Origin of the sequence: Cupriavidus sp. NPDC089707 (assembly GCF_044748965.1) — a bacterium.
Taxonomy (GTDB): domain Bacteria; phylum Pseudomonadota; class Gammaproteobacteria; order Burkholderiales; family Burkholderiaceae; genus Cupriavidus.
In genome coordinates this window covers 464,104-480,772 of sequence record NZ_JBIVHB010000002.1, presented here as the reverse complement: position 1 = coordinate 480,772, position 16,669 = coordinate 464,104, and the positions used below count along the sequence as shown (strand labels likewise).

At 67.5% G+C, this 16,669-nt stretch carries 15 protein-coding genes; 6 read left to right on the top strand and 9 right to left on the bottom strand.

The features are described 5' to 3' along the window. Nucleotides 1–18: 18 nt before the first annotated feature. The 5 genes from folK to ACIP1U_RS05510 all read right to left on the bottom strand — a co-directional run bounded on the left by folK (nt 19) and on the right by ACIP1U_RS05510 (nt 4,676). Nucleotides 19–546 (bottom strand): 2-amino-4-hydroxy-6-hydroxymethyldihydropteridine diphosphokinase, encoded by a 528-nt coding sequence (gene folK, locus ACIP1U_RS05530; RefSeq protein WP_400312562.1) that lies wholly within the window; start codon nt 544–546, stop codon nt 19–21. After that, the gene (gene pcnB, locus ACIP1U_RS05525; RefSeq protein ID WP_400312560.1) at nt 547–2,088 is read right to left on the bottom strand and encodes a polynucleotide adenylyltransferase PcnB; all 1,542 of its coding nucleotides are present in this window, start codon (nt 2,086–2,088) and stop codon (nt 547–549) included. 1 nt (nt 2,089) lies between these two features. Next, nucleotides 2,090–2,764 carry an HAD family phosphatase gene (locus ACIP1U_RS05520; RefSeq protein ID WP_133092254.1) on the bottom strand — a complete coding sequence of 225 codons (675 nt, stop codon included), beginning with the start codon at nt 2,762–2,764 and terminating at the stop codon, nt 2,090–2,092. A gap of 61 nt (nt 2,765–2,825) precedes the next feature. Then, nucleotides 2,826–3,536: a DnaA regulatory inactivator Hda gene (gene hda / locus ACIP1U_RS05515; RefSeq protein ID WP_029048934.1), complete on the bottom strand. Its 711-nt coding sequence runs from the start codon at nt 3,534–3,536 to the stop codon at nt 2,826–2,828. Between the two features lie 69 nt (nt 3,537–3,605). Continuing rightward, nucleotides 3,606–4,676, bottom strand: a complete 1,071-nt coding sequence (locus ACIP1U_RS05510; RefSeq protein ID WP_400312558.1) for an AI-2E family transporter — start codon at nt 4,674–4,676, stop codon at nt 3,606–3,608. A 220-nt stretch (nt 4,677–4,896) separates the two neighbouring features. Between ACIP1U_RS05510 and purM the strand changes: the two genes are divergently transcribed. The 5 genes from purM to ACIP1U_RS05485 all read left to right on the top strand — a co-directional run bounded on the left by purM (nt 4,897) and on the right by ACIP1U_RS05485 (nt 11,339). Beyond that, entirely contained in the window at nt 4,897–5,949 is a 1,053-nt protein-coding gene (gene purM / locus ACIP1U_RS05505) for a phosphoribosylformylglycinamidine cyclo-ligase (RefSeq protein WP_400312556.1), read from the top strand. Nucleotides 5,950–6,282: 333 nt separating this feature from the next. Next, nucleotides 6,283–7,611, top strand: coding sequence for an MFS transporter (locus ACIP1U_RS05500; RefSeq protein WP_400312554.1), 1,329 nt, complete (start codon nt 6,283–6,285; stop codon nt 7,609–7,611). Between the two features lie 63 nt (nt 7,612–7,674). Continuing rightward, entirely contained in the window at nt 7,675–9,111 is a 1,437-nt protein-coding gene (hydA, locus tag ACIP1U_RS05495; RefSeq protein WP_400312552.1) for a dihydropyrimidinase, read from the top strand. A gap of 40 nt (nt 9,112–9,151) precedes the next feature. Beyond that, nucleotides 9,152–10,558 carry an amidase gene (locus ACIP1U_RS05490; RefSeq protein ID WP_400312551.1) on the top strand — a complete coding sequence of 469 codons (1,407 nt, stop codon included), beginning with the start codon at nt 9,152–9,154 and terminating at the stop codon, nt 10,556–10,558. 37 nt (nt 10,559–10,595) lie between these two features. After that, nucleotides 10,596–11,339, top strand: a complete 744-nt coding sequence (locus ACIP1U_RS05485) for an aspartate/glutamate racemase family protein (protein WP_029045961.1) — start codon at nt 10,596–10,598, stop codon at nt 11,337–11,339. A 61-nt stretch (nt 11,340–11,400) separates the two neighbouring features. On the opposite strand, the gene ACIP1U_RS05480 is transcribed toward ACIP1U_RS05485, so the two are convergent. The 4 genes from ACIP1U_RS05480 to mutL all read right to left on the bottom strand — a co-directional run bounded on the left by ACIP1U_RS05480 (nt 11,401) and on the right by mutL (nt 15,828). After that, nucleotides 11,401–12,147 (bottom strand): GntR family transcriptional regulator, encoded by a 747-nt coding sequence (locus tag ACIP1U_RS05480; protein WP_400312549.1) that lies wholly within the window; start codon nt 12,145–12,147, stop codon nt 11,401–11,403. 109 nt (nt 12,148–12,256) lie between these two features. After that, complete coding sequence (locus tag ACIP1U_RS05475) at nt 12,257–12,784, bottom strand: GNAT family N-acetyltransferase (RefSeq protein WP_400312547.1); 528 nt, start codon at nt 12,782–12,784, stop codon at nt 12,257–12,259. Between the two features lie 56 nt (nt 12,785–12,840). Continuing rightward, entirely contained in the window at nt 12,841–13,809 is a 969-nt protein-coding gene (gene miaA / locus ACIP1U_RS05470; protein ID WP_400312834.1) for a tRNA (adenosine(37)-N6)-dimethylallyltransferase MiaA, read from the bottom strand. 48 nt (nt 13,810–13,857) lie between these two features. Next, nucleotides 13,858–15,828, bottom strand: a complete 1,971-nt coding sequence (mutL, locus tag ACIP1U_RS05465) for a DNA mismatch repair endonuclease MutL (protein WP_400312545.1) — start codon at nt 15,826–15,828, stop codon at nt 13,858–13,860. Nucleotides 15,829–15,992: 164 nt separating this feature from the next. On the opposite strand from mutL, the gene ACIP1U_RS05460 reads away from it, so the two are divergent. After that, a complete protein-coding gene (locus ACIP1U_RS05460; protein WP_400312543.1) occupies nt 15,993–16,646 on the top strand; it encodes a VTT domain-containing protein in 654 nt (217 codons plus the stop codon). Nucleotides 16,647–16,669 lie beyond the last annotated feature (23 nt).

Here is a 16,669-nt window from a genome sequence, read left to right as displayed (position 1 = left end):
CGGATGGCCTGGCTGGCCTCAGCCGGTACTGCCGGCCCCGCCCTCGGCCTGCAGGCGCAGGCACTTGCAGGTGGAGACTTTCTCGATGCGCTGGGACGCAACGCCGGCCAGGAAGTCGGCGGCGCGGCCGCGCCCGGGGATCGACAGCCCGGCGTCAAGCTCCACCAGCGGCACCAGCGTGAAGGCGCGCTCGGTCACGCGCGGATGCGGCACGGTCAGGTGCTCGTCGTCGTATTGTTCGTTGCCGAACACAAGGAGGTCCAGGTCGAGCGTGCGCGGCGCGTTGCGGAACGGGCGCTCGCGGCCGAACTGGTCCTCGATGTGGTGGCAGATGCGCAAGAGTTGCGGCGCGGTGAACGAGGTCTGCACCTTGACCACCGCGTTGTAGTAGTCGTCGCCGCCGGCATCGACCGGCGCGGTGCGATAGAGCGAGGAACGCGCCAGCACCGTGATGCCGACCTGCTGGGCCAGGCACACGATGGCGTCCTTGATGGCCTGGCGGGCATCGCCAAGATTTGCGCCGATGCCGATGAAGGCGAGAGTCATTTAGGTTTCCTCCGGCTGGCCGGGGCCGGCATGTGCTGCCTGGCCCGCGTCCGAGTCGCTCCGGGAAGAAACTTTATCCGATTTCCGCGGACTGCGTCGGCGGCGCTTCTTGCGCGCCGGGGCTTCGCCTTCCGCACCCTGGCCTCCGCCCTGTCCGCCACCTTGGCCGCCACCCTGGCCCCGCGCGCTGCGCACGGCGTCGATCAGGTCTTCACGCTCATGCGGCTCGGCGTTCTGGAAATCCTGCCACCAGGTGGCCAGTTCTTCCGGCAGCTCGCCGGACTGGCAGCGCAGCTGCAGGAAATCGTAGCCGGCGCGAAAGCGCGGCGACTCCAGCAGGCGGAACGGCATACGGCCGACACGCTTCTCGAAGCGCGGCTGCATGCCCCAGATATCCCGCATGTCGGTGACGAAGCGGCGCTGGATCGCCAGCTGGCCGGTCTGCTTTTCCAGCACCGCATCCATGGCGCTATTTAGCGCGGCGATGGCGTGCTCGCCTTCCTCGCGCAACTGGTTCCAGCGCTGCAGCACGTGGTGCCACAGCAGCGCGGCGAACAGGAAGCCCGGCGAGACCGGCTTGCCGGCCTGCACGCGGCGGTCGGTGTTGTCCAGCGCCAGCTGCACGAAGCGCTGGCCCATGGGCTGCTCCAGCGCCACGTCCAGCAGCGGCAGCAGGCCCTTGTGCAGGCCCGCCTTGCGAAGCTCCTGCAGCGACGCCCAGGCGTGGCCGGACATCAGCAGCTTGAGCATCTCGTCGAACAGGCGCGCGCTCGGCACGTTGTGGATCAGCTCGGCCAGGCCGGCAACCGGGTGGCGCGTGGCCTCGTCGATATCGAAGCCGGTCTTGGCGGCGAAGCGCACCACGCGCAGCATCCGTATCGGGTCTTCGCGGTAGCGCGTGACCGGGTCGCCGATCATGCGCAGCGTGCGCGCGCGGATGTCTTCCATGCCGTGATGGTAGTCATGCACGGTCTGCGCGGCCGGGTCGTAGTACATCGCGTTGATGGTGAAGTCGCGGCGTTCCGCGTCTTCGGCCTGCGAGCCCCACACGTTGTCGCGCAGCACGCGGCCCGAGGCGTCGATCGCATGGGTTTTGCTGTCGAGCTCGGCACGCTTCAGGCGTCGGCCTTCGGGCAGGGTTTCGCTGGCGATGGCGTCGACCAGCGCGCGGAAGGTCGAGACCTCGATGATTTCCTGCTCGCGCCCGCCGTAGAAGGTCACGTGCACGATCTGGAAGCGCCGGCCGATGATGCGCGAGCGGCGGAACAGCGACTGCACCTGCTCGGGCGTGGCGTTGGTCGCGACGTCGAAATCCTTGGGCTTGATGCCGAGCAGCAGGTCGCGCACGGCGCCGCCGACGATATAGGCCTGGTAGCCGCCCTGCTGCAGCGTGGAAGTGACCTTGACGGCATTGCGCGACAGCAGCGTGGGGTCGATCTGGTGCTCGTCCACGTTGACGATGCGCGGCGTATGGGCGCGGCCGGTGCGGCGCTGCTTGGGGCCGGGTTTGCCCAGCAGGCGGGTAATGAGCTTCTTGATCACGTCAGAACAGATCCATGATGCGCCAGCCGGCTGCGGCGGCGTGGTGGCGCAGGCGATCGTCCGGATTGGTGGCGATCGGCTCGGAGACCTTTTCCAGCAGGGGCAGGTCGTTGGCCGAGTCGCTGTAGAAGGTGGTGGTCTCGAAGTTGTCCCAGGTCGCGCCCTGGGCCTTGAGCCAGGCTTCGACGCGGGTGATCTTGCCTTCGCGGAAGCTCGGCACGCCGAAGACATCGCCGGTGAACTGGCTTTCCGGCTTGCCGTCGACAGTGGCGGGCTCGGTAGCGATCAGGTGCTTGATGCCGAAGGCGGCGGCGATCGGCGCCGTGACGAAGCTGTTGGTGGCGGTCACCACCGCGCACAGGTCGCCGGCCTCGATGTGCTTGTAGACCAGCGCGCGCGCCTGCGGCGTAATCACCGGGTCGATCACCTCGTGCATGAATTGCGCGCGCATGGCGTCGAGCTTGTCGCGCGGGTTGGCCGCCAGCGGCCCCAGCGCGAAACGCAGGAACGCCTGGATGTCCAGCGTGCCCGCCTTGTAGTGGTTGTAGAACTCGTCGTTCTTCTGCCGGTAAATTTCCTCGTCGACGATGCCCAGGCGGACCAGGAAGCGGCCCCATTCGTGGTCGCTGTCGGTCGGGATCAGGGTGTGGTCGAGGTCAAAGAGTGCCAGATTCATGGGGCGCGATTTTACCTTAAGGCAGGATGGGGTAAGGGAGCGGGCGGAGCGGGGCCGTCGCCTAGTCCCGGAATTCAGCGAACATCTCGCGCAGCAGCGGCAGCGTGACCGGCCGCTTGCGTTCCAGCGAGTAAGTATCGAGCGCGTCAAGCAGCGCCATCAGGCTGGGCATGTCGCGATAGTGGCGCGTCACCAGCCAGTGCGTGATCTCGGGCGACAGCTGCAGGCCGCGCTCGCGTGCCGCTTGCAGCACAGCAGCCTTCTTGTCGTCGTCGGACAGCGGCGCGACCTGGTACACCAGGCCCCAGCCCAGCCGGGTGCGCAGGTCTTCTCGCACCGGCATGGCGCGCGGGGCCAGGCCGCCGGCGACCACCAGCGCGGTGCGCACGTGGGCGCGCACTTCGTTGTACAGCGAGAACACCGCGATCTGGCGCGCTTCGTCCAGCAGCTCGACGTCATCGACGGTGTAGAGCTGGCACCACGGGTCGAACAGGAAGTCGGACAGCGGGTGGTGCGGGCTCAGGTAGCGCGAGCGGATGCCATGCTGCGGCGCGGCCTCGCAGACCGCGTGCAGCAGGTGGGTGCGGCCGCAGCCGACCTCGCCCCACAGGTAGACCAGCCGGTCGGTGGCGCGCTCCTGCGCGACCGCGGCGGGTAGTTCCTGCAGGCGCTGCACCGGCTCGCGGTTGGACGCCACCACGAAATTCTCGAAGGTCGAGGGCGGCGGACTGCCCAGCTCGAGCGACAGTTGCTTGTTGGGACGCGGGGACATGACGTATGGCTAACTTGCGGGGTAGCGTCGGGGCGATGTTGCGGTCGGCGGTGCGATGACTGGCTACCGCTATTTTCGGTACAGGTCGCTGGCCAGGTAAACCCGGCGCAGCTGGCGCGCGCCGACCAGCAGCACGGCGCACGTCGGCAGCGCCAGCAGCACGCCGAAGAAGCCGAACAGCTGGCCGAAGGCGAGCAACGCGAAGATCACCACCAGCGGGTGCAGTCCGATGCGCTCGCCCACCAGCCGCGGTGTCAGGTAGAAACTTTCGATGAACTGGCCAAAGCCGTACACCACCGCCACCGCGCCCAGCCCATACCAGTTGCCGAACTGCAGCATCGCCGCCAGGATCGCCATGACCAGCCCGACACCGAAGCCGATATACGGGATAAAGACCGCCAGCCCGGTGAACACCCCGACCGGCACGCCGATATCGAAGCCGGCAATGGTCAGCCCGATCGAATAGATCGCCGCCAGGATCACCATCACAAGAATCTGGCCGCGCAGGTATTGCGACAGCAGGGCGTCGGTCTCGTTGGTCAGCTCGCGCACCTTGGGCACCCAGCGGCGCGGCACCACGCCCTCGATGCGGCGCATCACCATGTGCCAGTCCATCATCAGGTAGAACATGACGATGGGTACGATGAACGCGATGCCGGCCACCGTGATCAGCGCCGAACCCGACATCTTGACGTAGTTCAGCAGCACCACCAGCAGGTCTTCCGGGCTGGCGGAGAAGCGGTCCGACAGCATGTTGCGCAGCCCCGGGAAGTCAAAGCGCACGCGCACGCCGAACTCGGCCAGGCGCGGCGCCACCACGGAATTGAGCTTCTTGAGCAGGATCGGCAACTGCTCTCGCACCTGCGGGATCTCGCGCTGGAGCACCGCGATCAGCAGCAGCAACAGCAGCACGAAGATCACCGCGAGCAGCAGGATCATCAGCGTCACGCCGATCGCGCGCGGCACCCGGCGCCGTTGCAGCCAGTCCACGCCGGGATTCAGGATATAGGCGAAGATGAACGCGAACAGGAACGGCGTCAGCACTGGCGCCAGCGCGATGATCGCGGCGAACAGCGCGGCGGCCACTGCGATCCAGAGCAGGATGCGTTTGGTCTCGTGGTTCAGCAGCGGGGCGTTCATCAATAAGGAGGGCGACGAGGCACTTGGGACTGGTTTGCGGCCCAAGTGTGCCGGAAACTGGAAGCCGGGGGCCTCTATCCGTTAAAATTGCGATTCTACTGGACTCGCGCCCGCCTTCCGATGCCAAGCGACGGAAGCTGCGACGGAAACCCCGACTGCGCGAGCGCCGGATTTGTCACTTTAGTTCCTCCCTTTATTCCTCCAGGACAAGCAGGTTCCCATGAGCGCATCCCCGACCGACGGCCAGGCCGGCCTTTCCTACCGCGACGCCGGTGTTGACATCGATGCGGGCGACGCGCTGGTCGACCGCATCAAGCCGTTTGCCAAGCGCACCATGCGCGAAGGCGTGATGGCCGGCATCGGCGGGTTCGGTGCGCTGTTCGAGCTGTCGAAGAAATTCCAGGAGCCCGTGCTGGTGTCGGGCACCGACGGCGTGGGCACCAAGCTCAAACTGGCGTTCCAGCTGAACCGCCACGACACCGTCGGCCAGGACCTGGTCGCGATGAGCGTCAACGACATCCTGGTGCAGGGCGCCGAGCCGCTGTTCTTCCTGGACTACTTCGCCTGCGGCAAGCTGGATGTCGACACCGCCGCTACCGTGATCCAGGGCATCGCCCGTGGCTGCGAACTGGCCGGGTGCGCGCTGATCGGCGGCGAGACGGCTGAAATGCCGAGCATGTACCCGGACGGCGAATACGACCTGGCCGGCTTTGCCGTCGGCGCGGTCGAGAAGAAGAAGATCATCGACGGCAGCACCATTACCCCGGGCGACGTGGTGCTGGGCCTGGCGTCGTCGGGCGCGCATTCCAACGGCTATTCGCTGGTGCGCAAGATCATCGAGGTGGCCAAGCCGGACCTGAATGCCGACTTCCACGGCCAGCGCCTGCAGGACGCCATCATGGCGCCCACGCGCATTTACGTGAAGCCGCTGCTGTCGCTGATCGAGACCCTGCCGGTCAAGGGCATGGCCCACATCACCGGCGGCGGCCTGACCGAGAACGTGCCGCGCGTGCTGGCGCAGAACGTGACCGCCGTACTGCATCGCGATGCCTGGACCCTGCCGCCGCTGTTCCAGTGGCTGCAGGCACAAGGCCGCGTCGCCGACGACGAAATGCACCGCGTATTCAACTGCGGCATCGGCATGGTGGTGATCGTGGCCAGGGAAGACGCCGAACGCGCCATCCGCCACCTGCAGGCCGCCGGCGAAGCCGTGTGGCAGATCGGTGAGATCCGCGAACGTGCCGAGGGCGAGGCCCAGACCATCGTGATCTGACGCGACCTCAGCGTTTCACACAAAAAACGGCGCATGCCTTTTGGCATGCGCCGTTTTTTTTCGCCCGTGCTATGGCGGATATGTCGGTTAGGTGTTTACCCGGATCTGGTACCGCGATTTTGCAGCCGATGCCGCATTAGTGCATCGCACCAAAATCCAGCATGCATATGCACAATTTCTGACAAACAATATTTTGCTTGATTGTATGGCGGTTTATGGCCTAATGTACTGAGCAAAGGCGAGGCACATGCATGCCCCGTCGGAGACAACCCAGCGCGCAGCCGGTGAACGGTGCGCAGCGGGCAGGCCAGGGACCATTGGAGGACCACCACCATGCAAGCAGTCAGCATCGACGCCGCGGGAAAAGGCGCGTCGGCCCAGAAACAGTCGGTCGCGCGCGTCGCCGGGGCCAGCCTGGCCGGCACCACGCTGGAGTTCTACGACCACTTCATCTATGGATCGGCCGCCGCGCTGGTCTTCCCCAAGCTGTTCTTCCCGCAGAGCGATCCGCTGACGGCGACGTTGCTGTCCTTCGCCAGCTATGGCGTGGCGTTCGTGGCGCGGCCGCTGGGCGCGGCCATCTTTGGCCACTATGGCGACAAGATGGGCCGCAAGTCGATCCTGATCATCACGCTGCTGATGATGGGCCTGGCGACCTTCGGCATTGGCCTGCTGCCGACCTATGCCGCGGCCGGCGCGCTGGCGCCGCTGCTGCTGGTGCTGCTGCGCGTGGTGCAGGGCCTGGCGCTGGGCGGCGAGTGGGGCGGGGCCGCGATCATGGTCAACGAGCTCGATCCCGAAGGTAAGCGGCGCGGCATCCTCGGCAGCCTGGTGCAACTGGCGGCGCCGATCGGCCTGCTGCTGGCCAACGGCATATTCGCGCTGGTGACGTGGCAGGTGTCCGAGGAAGCCTTCTTCAGCTGGGGCTGGCGCGTGCCGTTCCTGCTGTCGGCGCTGCTGGTCGGCGTCGGGCTCTATATCCGCTCCAACGTGCGGGAATCCGGCATGTTCGAGAAGCTGGAGGAATCGCATGCCGAGGCGCGCGCGCCCATCATGGAAGTGCTGCGCAACTACAAGAAGCAGCTGCTGATCGCGTTCGGCGCGCGGCTGGGCGGCGACATCGCCTTCTACGTGTTCACGCTGTTCCTGCTTTACTTCGTGCCGACCAAGCTGGGCCTGCCCAAGAGCATCGCGCTCAATGCGGTGCTGCTGGGTGCGGTGGCGCAGATCCTGTTCATCCCGGTCGCCGGCCTGCTGGCTGACCGCATCGGGCGCCGCCCGGTGCTGATGATCGGCGGCATTGGCGGCGCGGTGTGGGCCTTTGCCTTCTTCGCCATGATCAAGACCGGCAGCCCGGCGCTGATCATGCTGGCCTCGTTCGTCGGCATGGTGCTGGTGTCGTTCATGTTCTCGCCGCTGGCCTCGTTCCTGCCCGAGCTGTTTGCCACCCGGGTGCGCGTCACCGGTGCCTCGCTCGGCTTCCAGTTCGCCGGCGTGTTCGGCGGCGCGCTGGCCCCGCTGATCGCAATCGGCCTGCTCGACCGCTTCGGCAGCACCGCGCCGGTGGCGATCTACCTGGCGGTGGTGTGCGCGCTGATCGCGGTCGCCGCGGCCGCGGCACGCGAAACCGCACGCATGCACCTGTCCGACGCAGACCGCTAGACCGCTGATAACCAGCCCGGGGCGCGCCCGCGCGCTCCTTCATTTTCTTTCGTGACCAACATCGTGAAACAGTTCGACCTGATCATCCGCAATGGCACCGTGGTGACCGCCAGCGACACCATGCAGTGCGATATCGCCATCAACGGCGGCCGCATCGTGCAGCTTGGCCTTGACCTGGGCGATGCCGCGCAGGTCATCGACGCCAGCGGCAAGCTGGTGCTGCCGGGCGGCGTCGATGCGCACTGCCACCTGGACCAGCCCATGCCGGACGGCCTCAGGATGGCCGACGACTTCCGCACCGGCTCGGTCTCGGCAGCGTGCGGCGGCACCACCACCGTGATCCCGTTTGCCGCGCAGGAGAAGGGCCATTCGCTGCGCGCGGCGGTGGACGACTACCATCGACGCGCCGGCGGCAAGTCGGTGGTCGACTATGCCTTCCACCTGATCGTTGCCGATCCGACCCATGCCGTGCTGCAGGACGAGCTGCCGGGGCTGATCCGCGAGGGCTATTCGTCGTTCAAGATCTACATGACCTACGATGACCTCAAGCTCGACGACCGCCAGATCCTCGAGGTGCTGTCGGTGGCGCGCCAGGAAGGCGCGCTGGTGATGGTGCATGCCGAGAATTCCGATTGCATCGCGTGGCTAACAGACAAAATGGAGGCCGCCGGCAACACCGCGCCGCGCTTCCATGCGCTGGCCCGGCCGATGGCGATCGAGCGCGAGGCCACGCACCGCGCCATTACCTTCTCCGAGCTGGTCGACGTGCCGATCCTGATCGTTCACGTCTCCGGCAAGGAAGCGGTGGAGCAGATCCGCTGGGCACGTAACCGCGGCATGAAGATCTTTGCCGAAACCTGCCCGCAGTACCTGTTCCTGACCGCCGAGGACCTGGACCAGCCCGGCTACCACGGCGCCAAGTGCGTCTGCAGCCCGCCGCCGCGCGACCGCAGCAACCAGGAGGTGATCTGGGATGGGCTGGCCGACGGCCTGTTCACGATCTTCTCGTCCGACCACGCGCCGTTCCGCTACGACGATCCCGAGGGCAAGAAGCCCGGGGGCAAGGAAGTGCCGTTCCAGTACATCCCCAACGGCATCCCGGGCCTGGAGACGCGCCTGCCGCTGTTGTTCTCGGCGGGCGTCAACGGGGGGCGCATCTCGGTCAACCAGTTCGTGGCGCTGACCTCGACCAATCCCGCCAAGCTGTACGGGCTGCATCCGCGCAAGGGCACCATCGCCATCGGTGCCGATGCCGACCTGGTGCTGTGGGATCCGCAGCGCGAAGTGCAGATCCGCAATGCCGACCTGCACCATGCGGTCGACTACACGCCGTATGAAGGGCTGCGTGTGACCGGCTGGCCGGTGACCACGCTGGTGCGCGGCAAGGTCGTCGCGCATGAAGGCGAAGTGCGCGCCGAGGCCGGCCATGGCGAGTTCCTGCCGTGCGCGCTGCCGGAGATGGCGCGGCCGCGCTACCGCACTTCGGGCGGCAGCCTGTGACGGCGCTGGCTATTTCGATGATTTGACCGACACTGCCGATATGGAACTGACGGAACTGACCAAGAGCCTGGACGCCGCCACCATCGCTGGCCGCGTGGCCGCCGGCCGCCTCGATCCCGCCGAGGTGGTGGCCGCGTTCCAGGCCCGCATCGCGGCGCGCAACGACCCGCTCAATGCCGTCTTCGAACAACGCCAGGAACTGGTCGACGCCGATCTGGCGCAGCTGCGCGCACGGCTGGCGCAGGGCGAGCGCCCGCTGCTGGCGGGCGTGCCGGTGATCGTCAAGGACGTGATCTGGAGCCAGGGCCGCCGCGTCACGCAGGGCTCGCAGCTGTACCGCGACTTTATCGCCCCGGCCGATGCGATCGCGGTCGAGCGCCTGCGCCGCGCCGGCGCGATCGTGCTCGGCATGGGCAATACCTCGGAGTTTGCCTGCAAGGGCCTGACCACCAACAAGGTCTACGGCCTGACGCGCCATCCGCTCGACGCCACGCTGACCGCCGGCGGGTCGTCCGGCGGCTGCGCGGTGGCGGTGGCCGCCGGCATGGCACCATTGGCGCTGGGCACCGACGGCGGCGGCTCCAGCCGGCGCCCGCCCGCGCATGCCGGCGTGGTTGGCTTCAAGCCGTCCTACGGCGCGATTCCCGATTCGATCGGCTTTGCCCACGCTTTCAACGGCATCCAGGTGATCGCGCCGATCACGCGCACCGTGAGCGATGCGGCGCTGATGTTCGAGGCGCTGGCCGGCGCCGATGCGCGCGATCCCGATACGCTGGGCTTCAGCCTGGCGCCCGAGCGCCCGCTGCATACGCTCCGGATCGCGCTGAGCCCGCGGCTGGGACTCGATACCCCGGTCGACGATGACGTGGCCGAAGCCTGCGCGCAGGCCGTGGCGCGGCTGCAGGCGGCAGGCCTGAGCATCGAGCTGGCCGACCCGGCCTGGCCCCAAGGCGCCGATGAAGCAGTGCTGATGCCGCTGCAGCACGTGGGGCTGGCCAGTCTCTACGCCGAAGCCTGGCGCCGCGATCCCGATGTGTTCGATCCGGATATCGCGCGCCAGATCGAGCGCGGGCTGGCGTGGACCGGCGCCGACGTGGCGCGTGCCCGTGAAGCCAGCCGCCAGGTCGCGCTGGCCATGGCCGCATTCTTTACCCGCTACGACCTGCTGCTGTGCCCGACCACGCCGTGCGTGGCGTGGCGCAACGACCGGCTCGGGCCCGAACGGATCGGCGGCGTTGCCGTCGAGCCCCGCGCCCATGCGGTCTTCACCCCATTCTTCAACCATGCGCTGGCACCGGCGATCTCGGTGCCTTGCGGCAGCGGCCGCGACGGGCTGCCGGTGGGCCTGCAGATTGCCGGCCCGCGCGGGGCCGACCGCACCGTGCTGGCCGCGGCCCGGCTCGCCGAACGCGTGTTCGCGGCGGGATCTGGCGTCGATAACGTCTAACTTCGGCTAACTACTGCAAATTACTGATAACAACGATATGCGAATCCTTGTCCTCAATCCCAATACCAGCGAAGGCATCACCGCGCGGCTGATGGCCGCGGCCACGCCGGTGGCATCGCCCGGCACTGAGCTTGTGCCGCTGACCGCCAGCCGTGGCGTGCCTTATATCGCCACGCGCGCCGAGGCACAGATCGGCGGCGCCATCGCGCTGGAGATGCTGGCGGAACGCCACACAGAATTCGATGCCGCGATCATCGCCGCATTTGGCGATCCCGGCCTGATGGGTGCCCGCGAGTTGTTCGACCTGCCGGTCGTAGGCATGGCCGAAGCGGCCATGCTGTCGGCCTGCATGCTAGGCCGGCGCTTCTCGATCGTTACCTTCGCGCGCGCGCTCGGGCCGTGGTACGAGGAATGCGTGGACATGCACGGCCTGCGCGGCCGGCTGGCCGGCATCCGCATGCTTGACGGCAGCTTTGCCTCGGTCTCGGACGTGCAGGAAGAAAAGGAAGCGGTGCTGGTGGAACTGGCCAACCGCGCCGTGGTGGAAGACGAGGCGGACGTGGTGATCCTGGCCGGCGCGCCGCTGGCGGGCCTTGCCGCGCGCGTGCGCGATCGCATTCCGGTGCCGGTGGTCGACCAGATGGCCGCGGCGGTCAAGCAGGCCGAGGCCCTGGTCGCGCTGCAGCCGCGCAAGGCCACCGCGGGCACGTTCCGGCGTCCGGATGCCAAGCCGACGATCGGCCTGGCGCAGGCGCTGGCGGCGCGCATCGAGCACCGCTGAGCGCTATCACCACCTTGTCACCACCGCGTCATTCCCGCGCGCCGCGGGAATGACGCCGGCCTTACACCGCGGCGAACACCGCTTCCAGGTCCACCTTCTCCTCGGCCGGCAATTCCAGCCGCAGCGTGCTCTCGACGTGCTCGAGGTGCTCGTCCATCAGCCGCGCCACGCGCTCGCCGTCGCCGGCCGCCAGCGCATCGACGATGTCGTCATGCTCGTGATGCGGGCACGATGGCACACCCGGCGCGTCATACAGCGCGATGATCAGGCACGTCAGCGAACACAGTTCGCGCATGTACTTGCCCAGGTATTGGTTGCCCGTCAGTTCGGCCAGCTTGCAGTGGAATTCGCCTGACAGCCGGATGATCGCGCGCCGGTCGTTGCTGTCGCGCGCCTGCGCCTCTTCGCGCGTGGTCGCGCGCAGCGCCTGCAGGCCTGCCGGATCGATCGCGCCGGCAAGGTCGCGCACCAGCGCCGGTTCGAGCAGGCGGCGCGAATGCAGCACCTGCCGCGCTTCGGCGACGCTCGGGCTCGATACGAAGGTGCCGCGGTTAGGGTGTACCGTCAGCACGCCCTCGTGCGCCAGCTTGCCGAAGGCCAGCCGCACCTTGGTGCGGCTGACGCCGAACACGCCGCCCAGTTTTTCTTCGACCAGCTTGGTGCCGGGCGGCAGCCGGTGTTCCCAGATCGCGGTCAGGATGCGGTCGGCGATTTCCTCCACCGACGCGCCGCGTGCGTTGTCCGCATCGTGTTCGTTGGCGTTGCCCAGGGCGGGCGCGGCGGGATGGTCGGCTTTGGTTCGTGGCATGGCGGGTCGGCGCGGGTGGGCCAAAAAAAGACATTCGGCGCCATCATTGTATGGCGGCCTGTCATCAAGTGTATAACACCGGTGGTGGACTGGTTGCCGCGCCGACGAATTACTTCGCTTGGCCCAGCTTGGCGAGCGCGTCGCCGGTCACGCGGCAAATGCGCCAGTCGGGCAGCACGTCGGCGCCCATGGCCTGGTAGAAGTCGATCGACGGCTGGTTCCAGTCCAGCACCGACCATTCGAAACGGCCGCAACCGCGCTCCACCGCCAGCGCTGCCAGGTGCTGCAGCAAGGCCTTGCCCAGGCCATGGCCACGCCAGGCCGGGTCAACGTACAGGTCTTCCAGGTACAGTCCGGGCTTGGCGAGGAAGGTGGAGAAGTTGTGGAAGAACAGGGCGAAGCCGACCGCCTTGCGCGCGCCGCCGGCCTCGACTTCAGTTTCGACCTCAGTTTCGACTTCCACCAGCACCGCCTCGGCGTGCGGTGTGGCGCCGAACAGCGCTTCCTGGATCTTTTGCGGCGTGGCTTCGACGATATGCGTCAGCTTCTCGTATTCGGCCAGCGCCAGGATCAGGTTGAACAGGGTTTCGCTGTCGGCAGCGGTGGCGGGGCGCAGGGTGAACGCGGGTTTGGACATGGCCGTCGATAGGAAAGAACAGAAACCGCGATTATCGCCTGCGCATCACATTGCCGTCAGCGGCCGAAGTCCGCCAGCTTGCGCACCTGGTCGACATAGCCCGGCGCCAGGCAGTCCACCACCAGCCGCTCCGGCGTGCTGCGCAGCCAGGTCAGCTGGCGCTTGCACAGCTGGCGCGTGGCGGCGATGCCGCGCTCGCGCATGGTGTCGAAATCGCACTCGCCGTCCAGGTATTCCCACACCTGCCGGTAGCCGACGCAGCGGATCGAAGGCAGCCCCGGATGCAGGTCTTCGCGTGTACGCAGGCGGCGGACTTCGTCGATAAAGCCGTTGGCCAGCATGGCGTCGTAGCGCTGCGCGATGCGCGCATGCAGCGCCAGCCGGTCCGAGGGTTCGAGCGCAATCACGCGGTAGCGCTGGTCGGCGGCACCGGCAAAGGTGCGGCCCTCGGCCTGGCGGGCCAGCAGCGCCGACATCGGCTGGCCGGAAAGGCGGTGGATTTCCAGCGCGCGCTGGATGCGCTGCGCATCATTGGGCGCCAGGCGCGCCGCAGTGACGGGATCGACTTGCGCCAGCATCGCATGCAGCGCCGGCCAGCCGCGCTCTGCGGCGAGCTGGTCCAGCTCGGCACGCACAGCGGGGTTGGCTTGCGGCAGGTCGTTCAGCCCCTGCGTCAGCGCCTTGTAATAGAGCATGGTGCCGCCGACGATCAGCGGCACGTTGCCGCGCGCGCGGATCTCGCCGATCAGGCGCTCGGCATCGGTGACGAACTGTGCGGCGGAATAGCTCTCGACCGGGTCGATGATGTCGATCAGGTGGTGCGGCGCCGCGGCCAGTTCTTCGGCCGTGGGTTTGGCCGTGCCGATGTCCATCTCGCGGTACACCAGCGCGGAATCCAGGCTGATGATCTCCACCGGCGCATCGGCCGCCAGCGCCAGCGCGGCGGCGGTCTTGCCCGAGGCGGTGGGCCCGAGCAGGCAGACCACGGGCGCATGCATGGCGGAATCGTCAGGTACGGCGGACATCATCGGCAAATCGGTGAGGGGCAAGGCGTCTACTGGCGGGCAAGGCGTCTACTGGCCGCGCAGGAACAGGCGGTCCAGTTCGGTCACGGTCAACTGCACCCAGGTCGGGCGGCCGTGGTTGCACTGGTCGGCGCGCTCGGTCTGCTCCATCTGGCGCAGCAGCGCGTTCATTTCCTCGACGGTGAGCTTGCGGTTGGCGCGCACCGCGCTGTGGCAGGCCAGCGTGGCCAGCAGCTCGTTGCGGCGCTCGGCCAGCACGCGCGAGCCGCCGTAGGCGTGCAGGTCGCGCAGCACGTCGCGCGCCAGCGCTTCGGCGTCGGCCTGTTGCAGCAGCGCTGGCACCGCGCGCACTGCCAGCGTGGTCGGCGATACCGGCGCGATGTCGAAGCCGAGCAGCGCCAGCGTTTCCTGGTGCTCCTCTGCCGCGCCGATCTCGACCGGGCTGGCGGGCAGCGTGACCGGGATCAGCAGCGGCTGCACGGCCAGGTCGCGCGCATCCAGGCCGGCCTTGATCTGCTCGTAAAGGATGCGTTCGTGCGCGGCGTGCATGTCCACCAGCACCAGTCCGCGCGCATTCTGCGCCAGCACATAGATGCCGTGCAATTGGGCGATGGCGTAGCCGAGAGGGTGGTCGTCGGTGGCATCCGTGGCGTCAGCAGAGGCCGGCGGAAGTCGGTCAAGCAGGCCTGGCGGCTCGTCGGCGCGCGCGGCTTGCGCAGCGGCCAGCCAGGCGGGCGGCTGTGCCGAAACACCGGGAACGCCGGAAATGCCGTACGGACGCGGCGTCGGCGCGGTGGCGTCGCGCACCATGCCGAGGTAGGCCTGGCGCGGCTGCGCAATGCCGAGTTCGGTCTGCCGCGCGGCGGAGTAGTTGACCCACTGGCTGCCACTACCTCCACCACCACCGCCGAACGACGGCCGCGAGCCCGAGGGCGCCGCGGCTGGCAGCCGGATCTCGCCGTCGTCATCGGTATGCAGGCTGTCGCCATTTTCGCCGGCCTGGCGTGCCAGGCTGCGCTGCACCGCGTGATAGATGAACTGGTGCACCGCACGCGATTCGCGGAAGCGCACTTCGATCTTGGACGGGTGCACGTTGACGTCGACCATCTCCGGCGGCAGGTCCAGGCACAGCACGTACGACGGGAAGCGGTCGCCGTGCAGCACGTCCTGATAGGCGCTGCGCACCGCGTGGTTGAGCAGTTTGTCGCGCACGAAGCGGCCGTTGACAAAGAAGTACTGCTGGTCGGGCCGCCCGCGCGACGCAGTGGGCAGGCCGGCAAAGCCGTACACGTGCAGCGCGTCGGCCTGCTCGTCCAGCGGCAGCCGCGCCCGGGCGAAGTCGCCGCCAAGCACCTGCGCGGTGCGATTGGCGACGTCGCCGGCGTTCCAGTGCTCCAGCGGCTTGCCGTTGTGGTGGACCGAGATGGCTACGTCGGGCCGCGCCAGCGCTGCCCGGCGCACCATCTCCAGGCAATGCCCGAGTTCGGTTTGCTCCGATTTCAGGAACTTTCGGCGCGCTGGCGTGTTGAAGTAGAGATGCTGCACGTCGACCGTGGTGCCGACCCCGCCAGACGCCGGCTGCACGGTGCCGGTATCGGCACTGACCTGCGTGGCATGGGCATCGGTCGCGGTGCGGCTGGTCAGCGCAAGCTGGGAGACTGAAGCGATCGAGGCCAGCGCCTCGCCACGGAAGCCCAGCGTCAGTACCGATTCCAGTTCGTCGAGCGACGCAATCTTGCTGGTCGCGTGACGCATCAATGCCACCGGCAACTCGGCGGCAGGAATGCCGCAGCCGTTGTCCGTGATGACGATTCGCCGCACGCCGCCTTCTTCCAGCCGGATGCCCAACTGCGTGGCACCGGCGTCCAGCGCGTTTTCCAGCAGCTCCTTGACCACCGAAGCCGGGCGCTCCACCACTTCGCCGGCAGCGATCTGGCTGATGAGCTGGTCCGGCAGCGGACGGATCGGACGCGGCAGCTGGGTGGTGCGAAGAGGGCTTTGGCTGGCGGAATCGGGCATCCGGCGATTATACGTGGCCGTCCACGCAGAGTCGGCACCACCGGCCCACCACAAGTGGCGGAGGCGCGCGCCGGCTCTTGTATGATTCAGGCCAAGGCGGCATGCGCCGCGTGGGCTTCTGTGCAGTCAACCAAACCATAACGGGGAACGACTTGGAATTCGCTTTGCAGCTCATCGACATGCTGGTCCATGTCGACAAATACCTCGGCACAGTCATCGAACAGTATGGCCACTGGGTCTACGCGATCCTGTTCCTGATCGTGTTCGCCGAAACCGGGCTGGTGGTCCTGCCGTTCCTGCCGGGCGACTCGCTGCTGTTTATCGCCGGCGCCTTCTGCGCCACCGGCGCCATGAACGAATGGGCGCTGGTGGGCCTGCTGCTGGTGGCCGCCATCACCGGCAATACCGTCAACTACTGGGTGGGCAGCTGGATCGGGCCCAAGGTATTCGACCACAAGTGGCGCTTCCTGGATCAGGATGCGCTGCGCCGCACCCATGATTTCTATGAGCGGCATGGCGGCAAGACGCTGGTGATGGCGCGCTTCGTGCCGATCGTGCGCACCTTCGCGCCATTCGTCGCCGGCGTGTCGCAGATGACCTTCGCGCGCTTCCAGTTGTTCAACGTGCTCGGCGCGGTCGCCTGGGTGGTCGGACTGGTCTTTGCCGGCTACTTCTTCGGCAATCTGCCGTTCATCAAGCAGTACCTGAACCTGATCGTGCTGGCGGGGATCGGCGCGGCGGTGGTGCCGCTGGTGCTGGGCGGGCTGTGGAAGCTGGTGCGCGGCAATCGCCGCCGGCCCACGCGCGTGGAGCGCTGAACCGGCTGCATTGGCGCAGCCTC

Coding starts and splice junctions, on each gene's coding strand:
- ACIP1U_RS05480 (WP_400312549.1), bottom strand. CDS start 12,147: ATGCCACGAACCAAAGCCGACCATCCCGCCGCGCCCGCCCTGGGCAAC.
- ACIP1U_RS05485 (WP_029045961.1), top strand. CDS start 10,596: ATGCGAATCCTTGTCCTCAATCCCAATACCAGCGAAGGCATCACCGCG.
- purM (WP_400312556.1), top strand. CDS start 4,897: ATGAGCGCATCCCCGACCGACGGCCAGGCCGGCCTTTCCTACCGCGAC.
- ACIP1U_RS05500 (WP_400312554.1), top strand. CDS start 6,283: ATGCAAGCAGTCAGCATCGACGCCGCGGGAAAAGGCGCGTCGGCCCAG.
- hda (WP_029048934.1), bottom strand. CDS start 3,536: ATGTCCCCGCGTCCCAACAAGCAACTGTCGCTCGAGCTGGGCAGTCCG.
- ACIP1U_RS05510 (WP_400312558.1), bottom strand. CDS start 4,676: ATGAACGCCCCGCTGCTGAACCACGAGACCAAACGCATCCTGCTCTGG.
- mutL (WP_400312545.1), bottom strand. CDS start 15,828: ATGCCCGATTCCGCCAGCCAAAGCCCTCTTCGCACCACCCAGCTGCCG.
- ACIP1U_RS05490 (WP_400312551.1), top strand. CDS start 9,152: ATGGAACTGACGGAACTGACCAAGAGCCTGGACGCCGCCACCATCGCT.
- ACIP1U_RS05520 (WP_133092254.1), bottom strand. CDS start 2,764: ATGAATCTGGCACTCTTTGACCTCGACCACACCCTGATCCCGACCGAC.
- miaA (WP_400312834.1), bottom strand. CDS start 13,809: ATGTCCGCCGTACCTGACGATTCCGCCATGCATGCGCCCGTGGTCTGC.
- ACIP1U_RS05475 (WP_400312547.1), bottom strand. CDS start 12,784: ATGTCCAAACCCGCGTTCACCCTGCGCCCCGCCACCGCTGCCGACAGC.
- folK (WP_400312562.1), bottom strand. CDS start 546: ATGACTCTCGCCTTCATCGGCATCGGCGCAAATCTTGGCGATGCCCGC.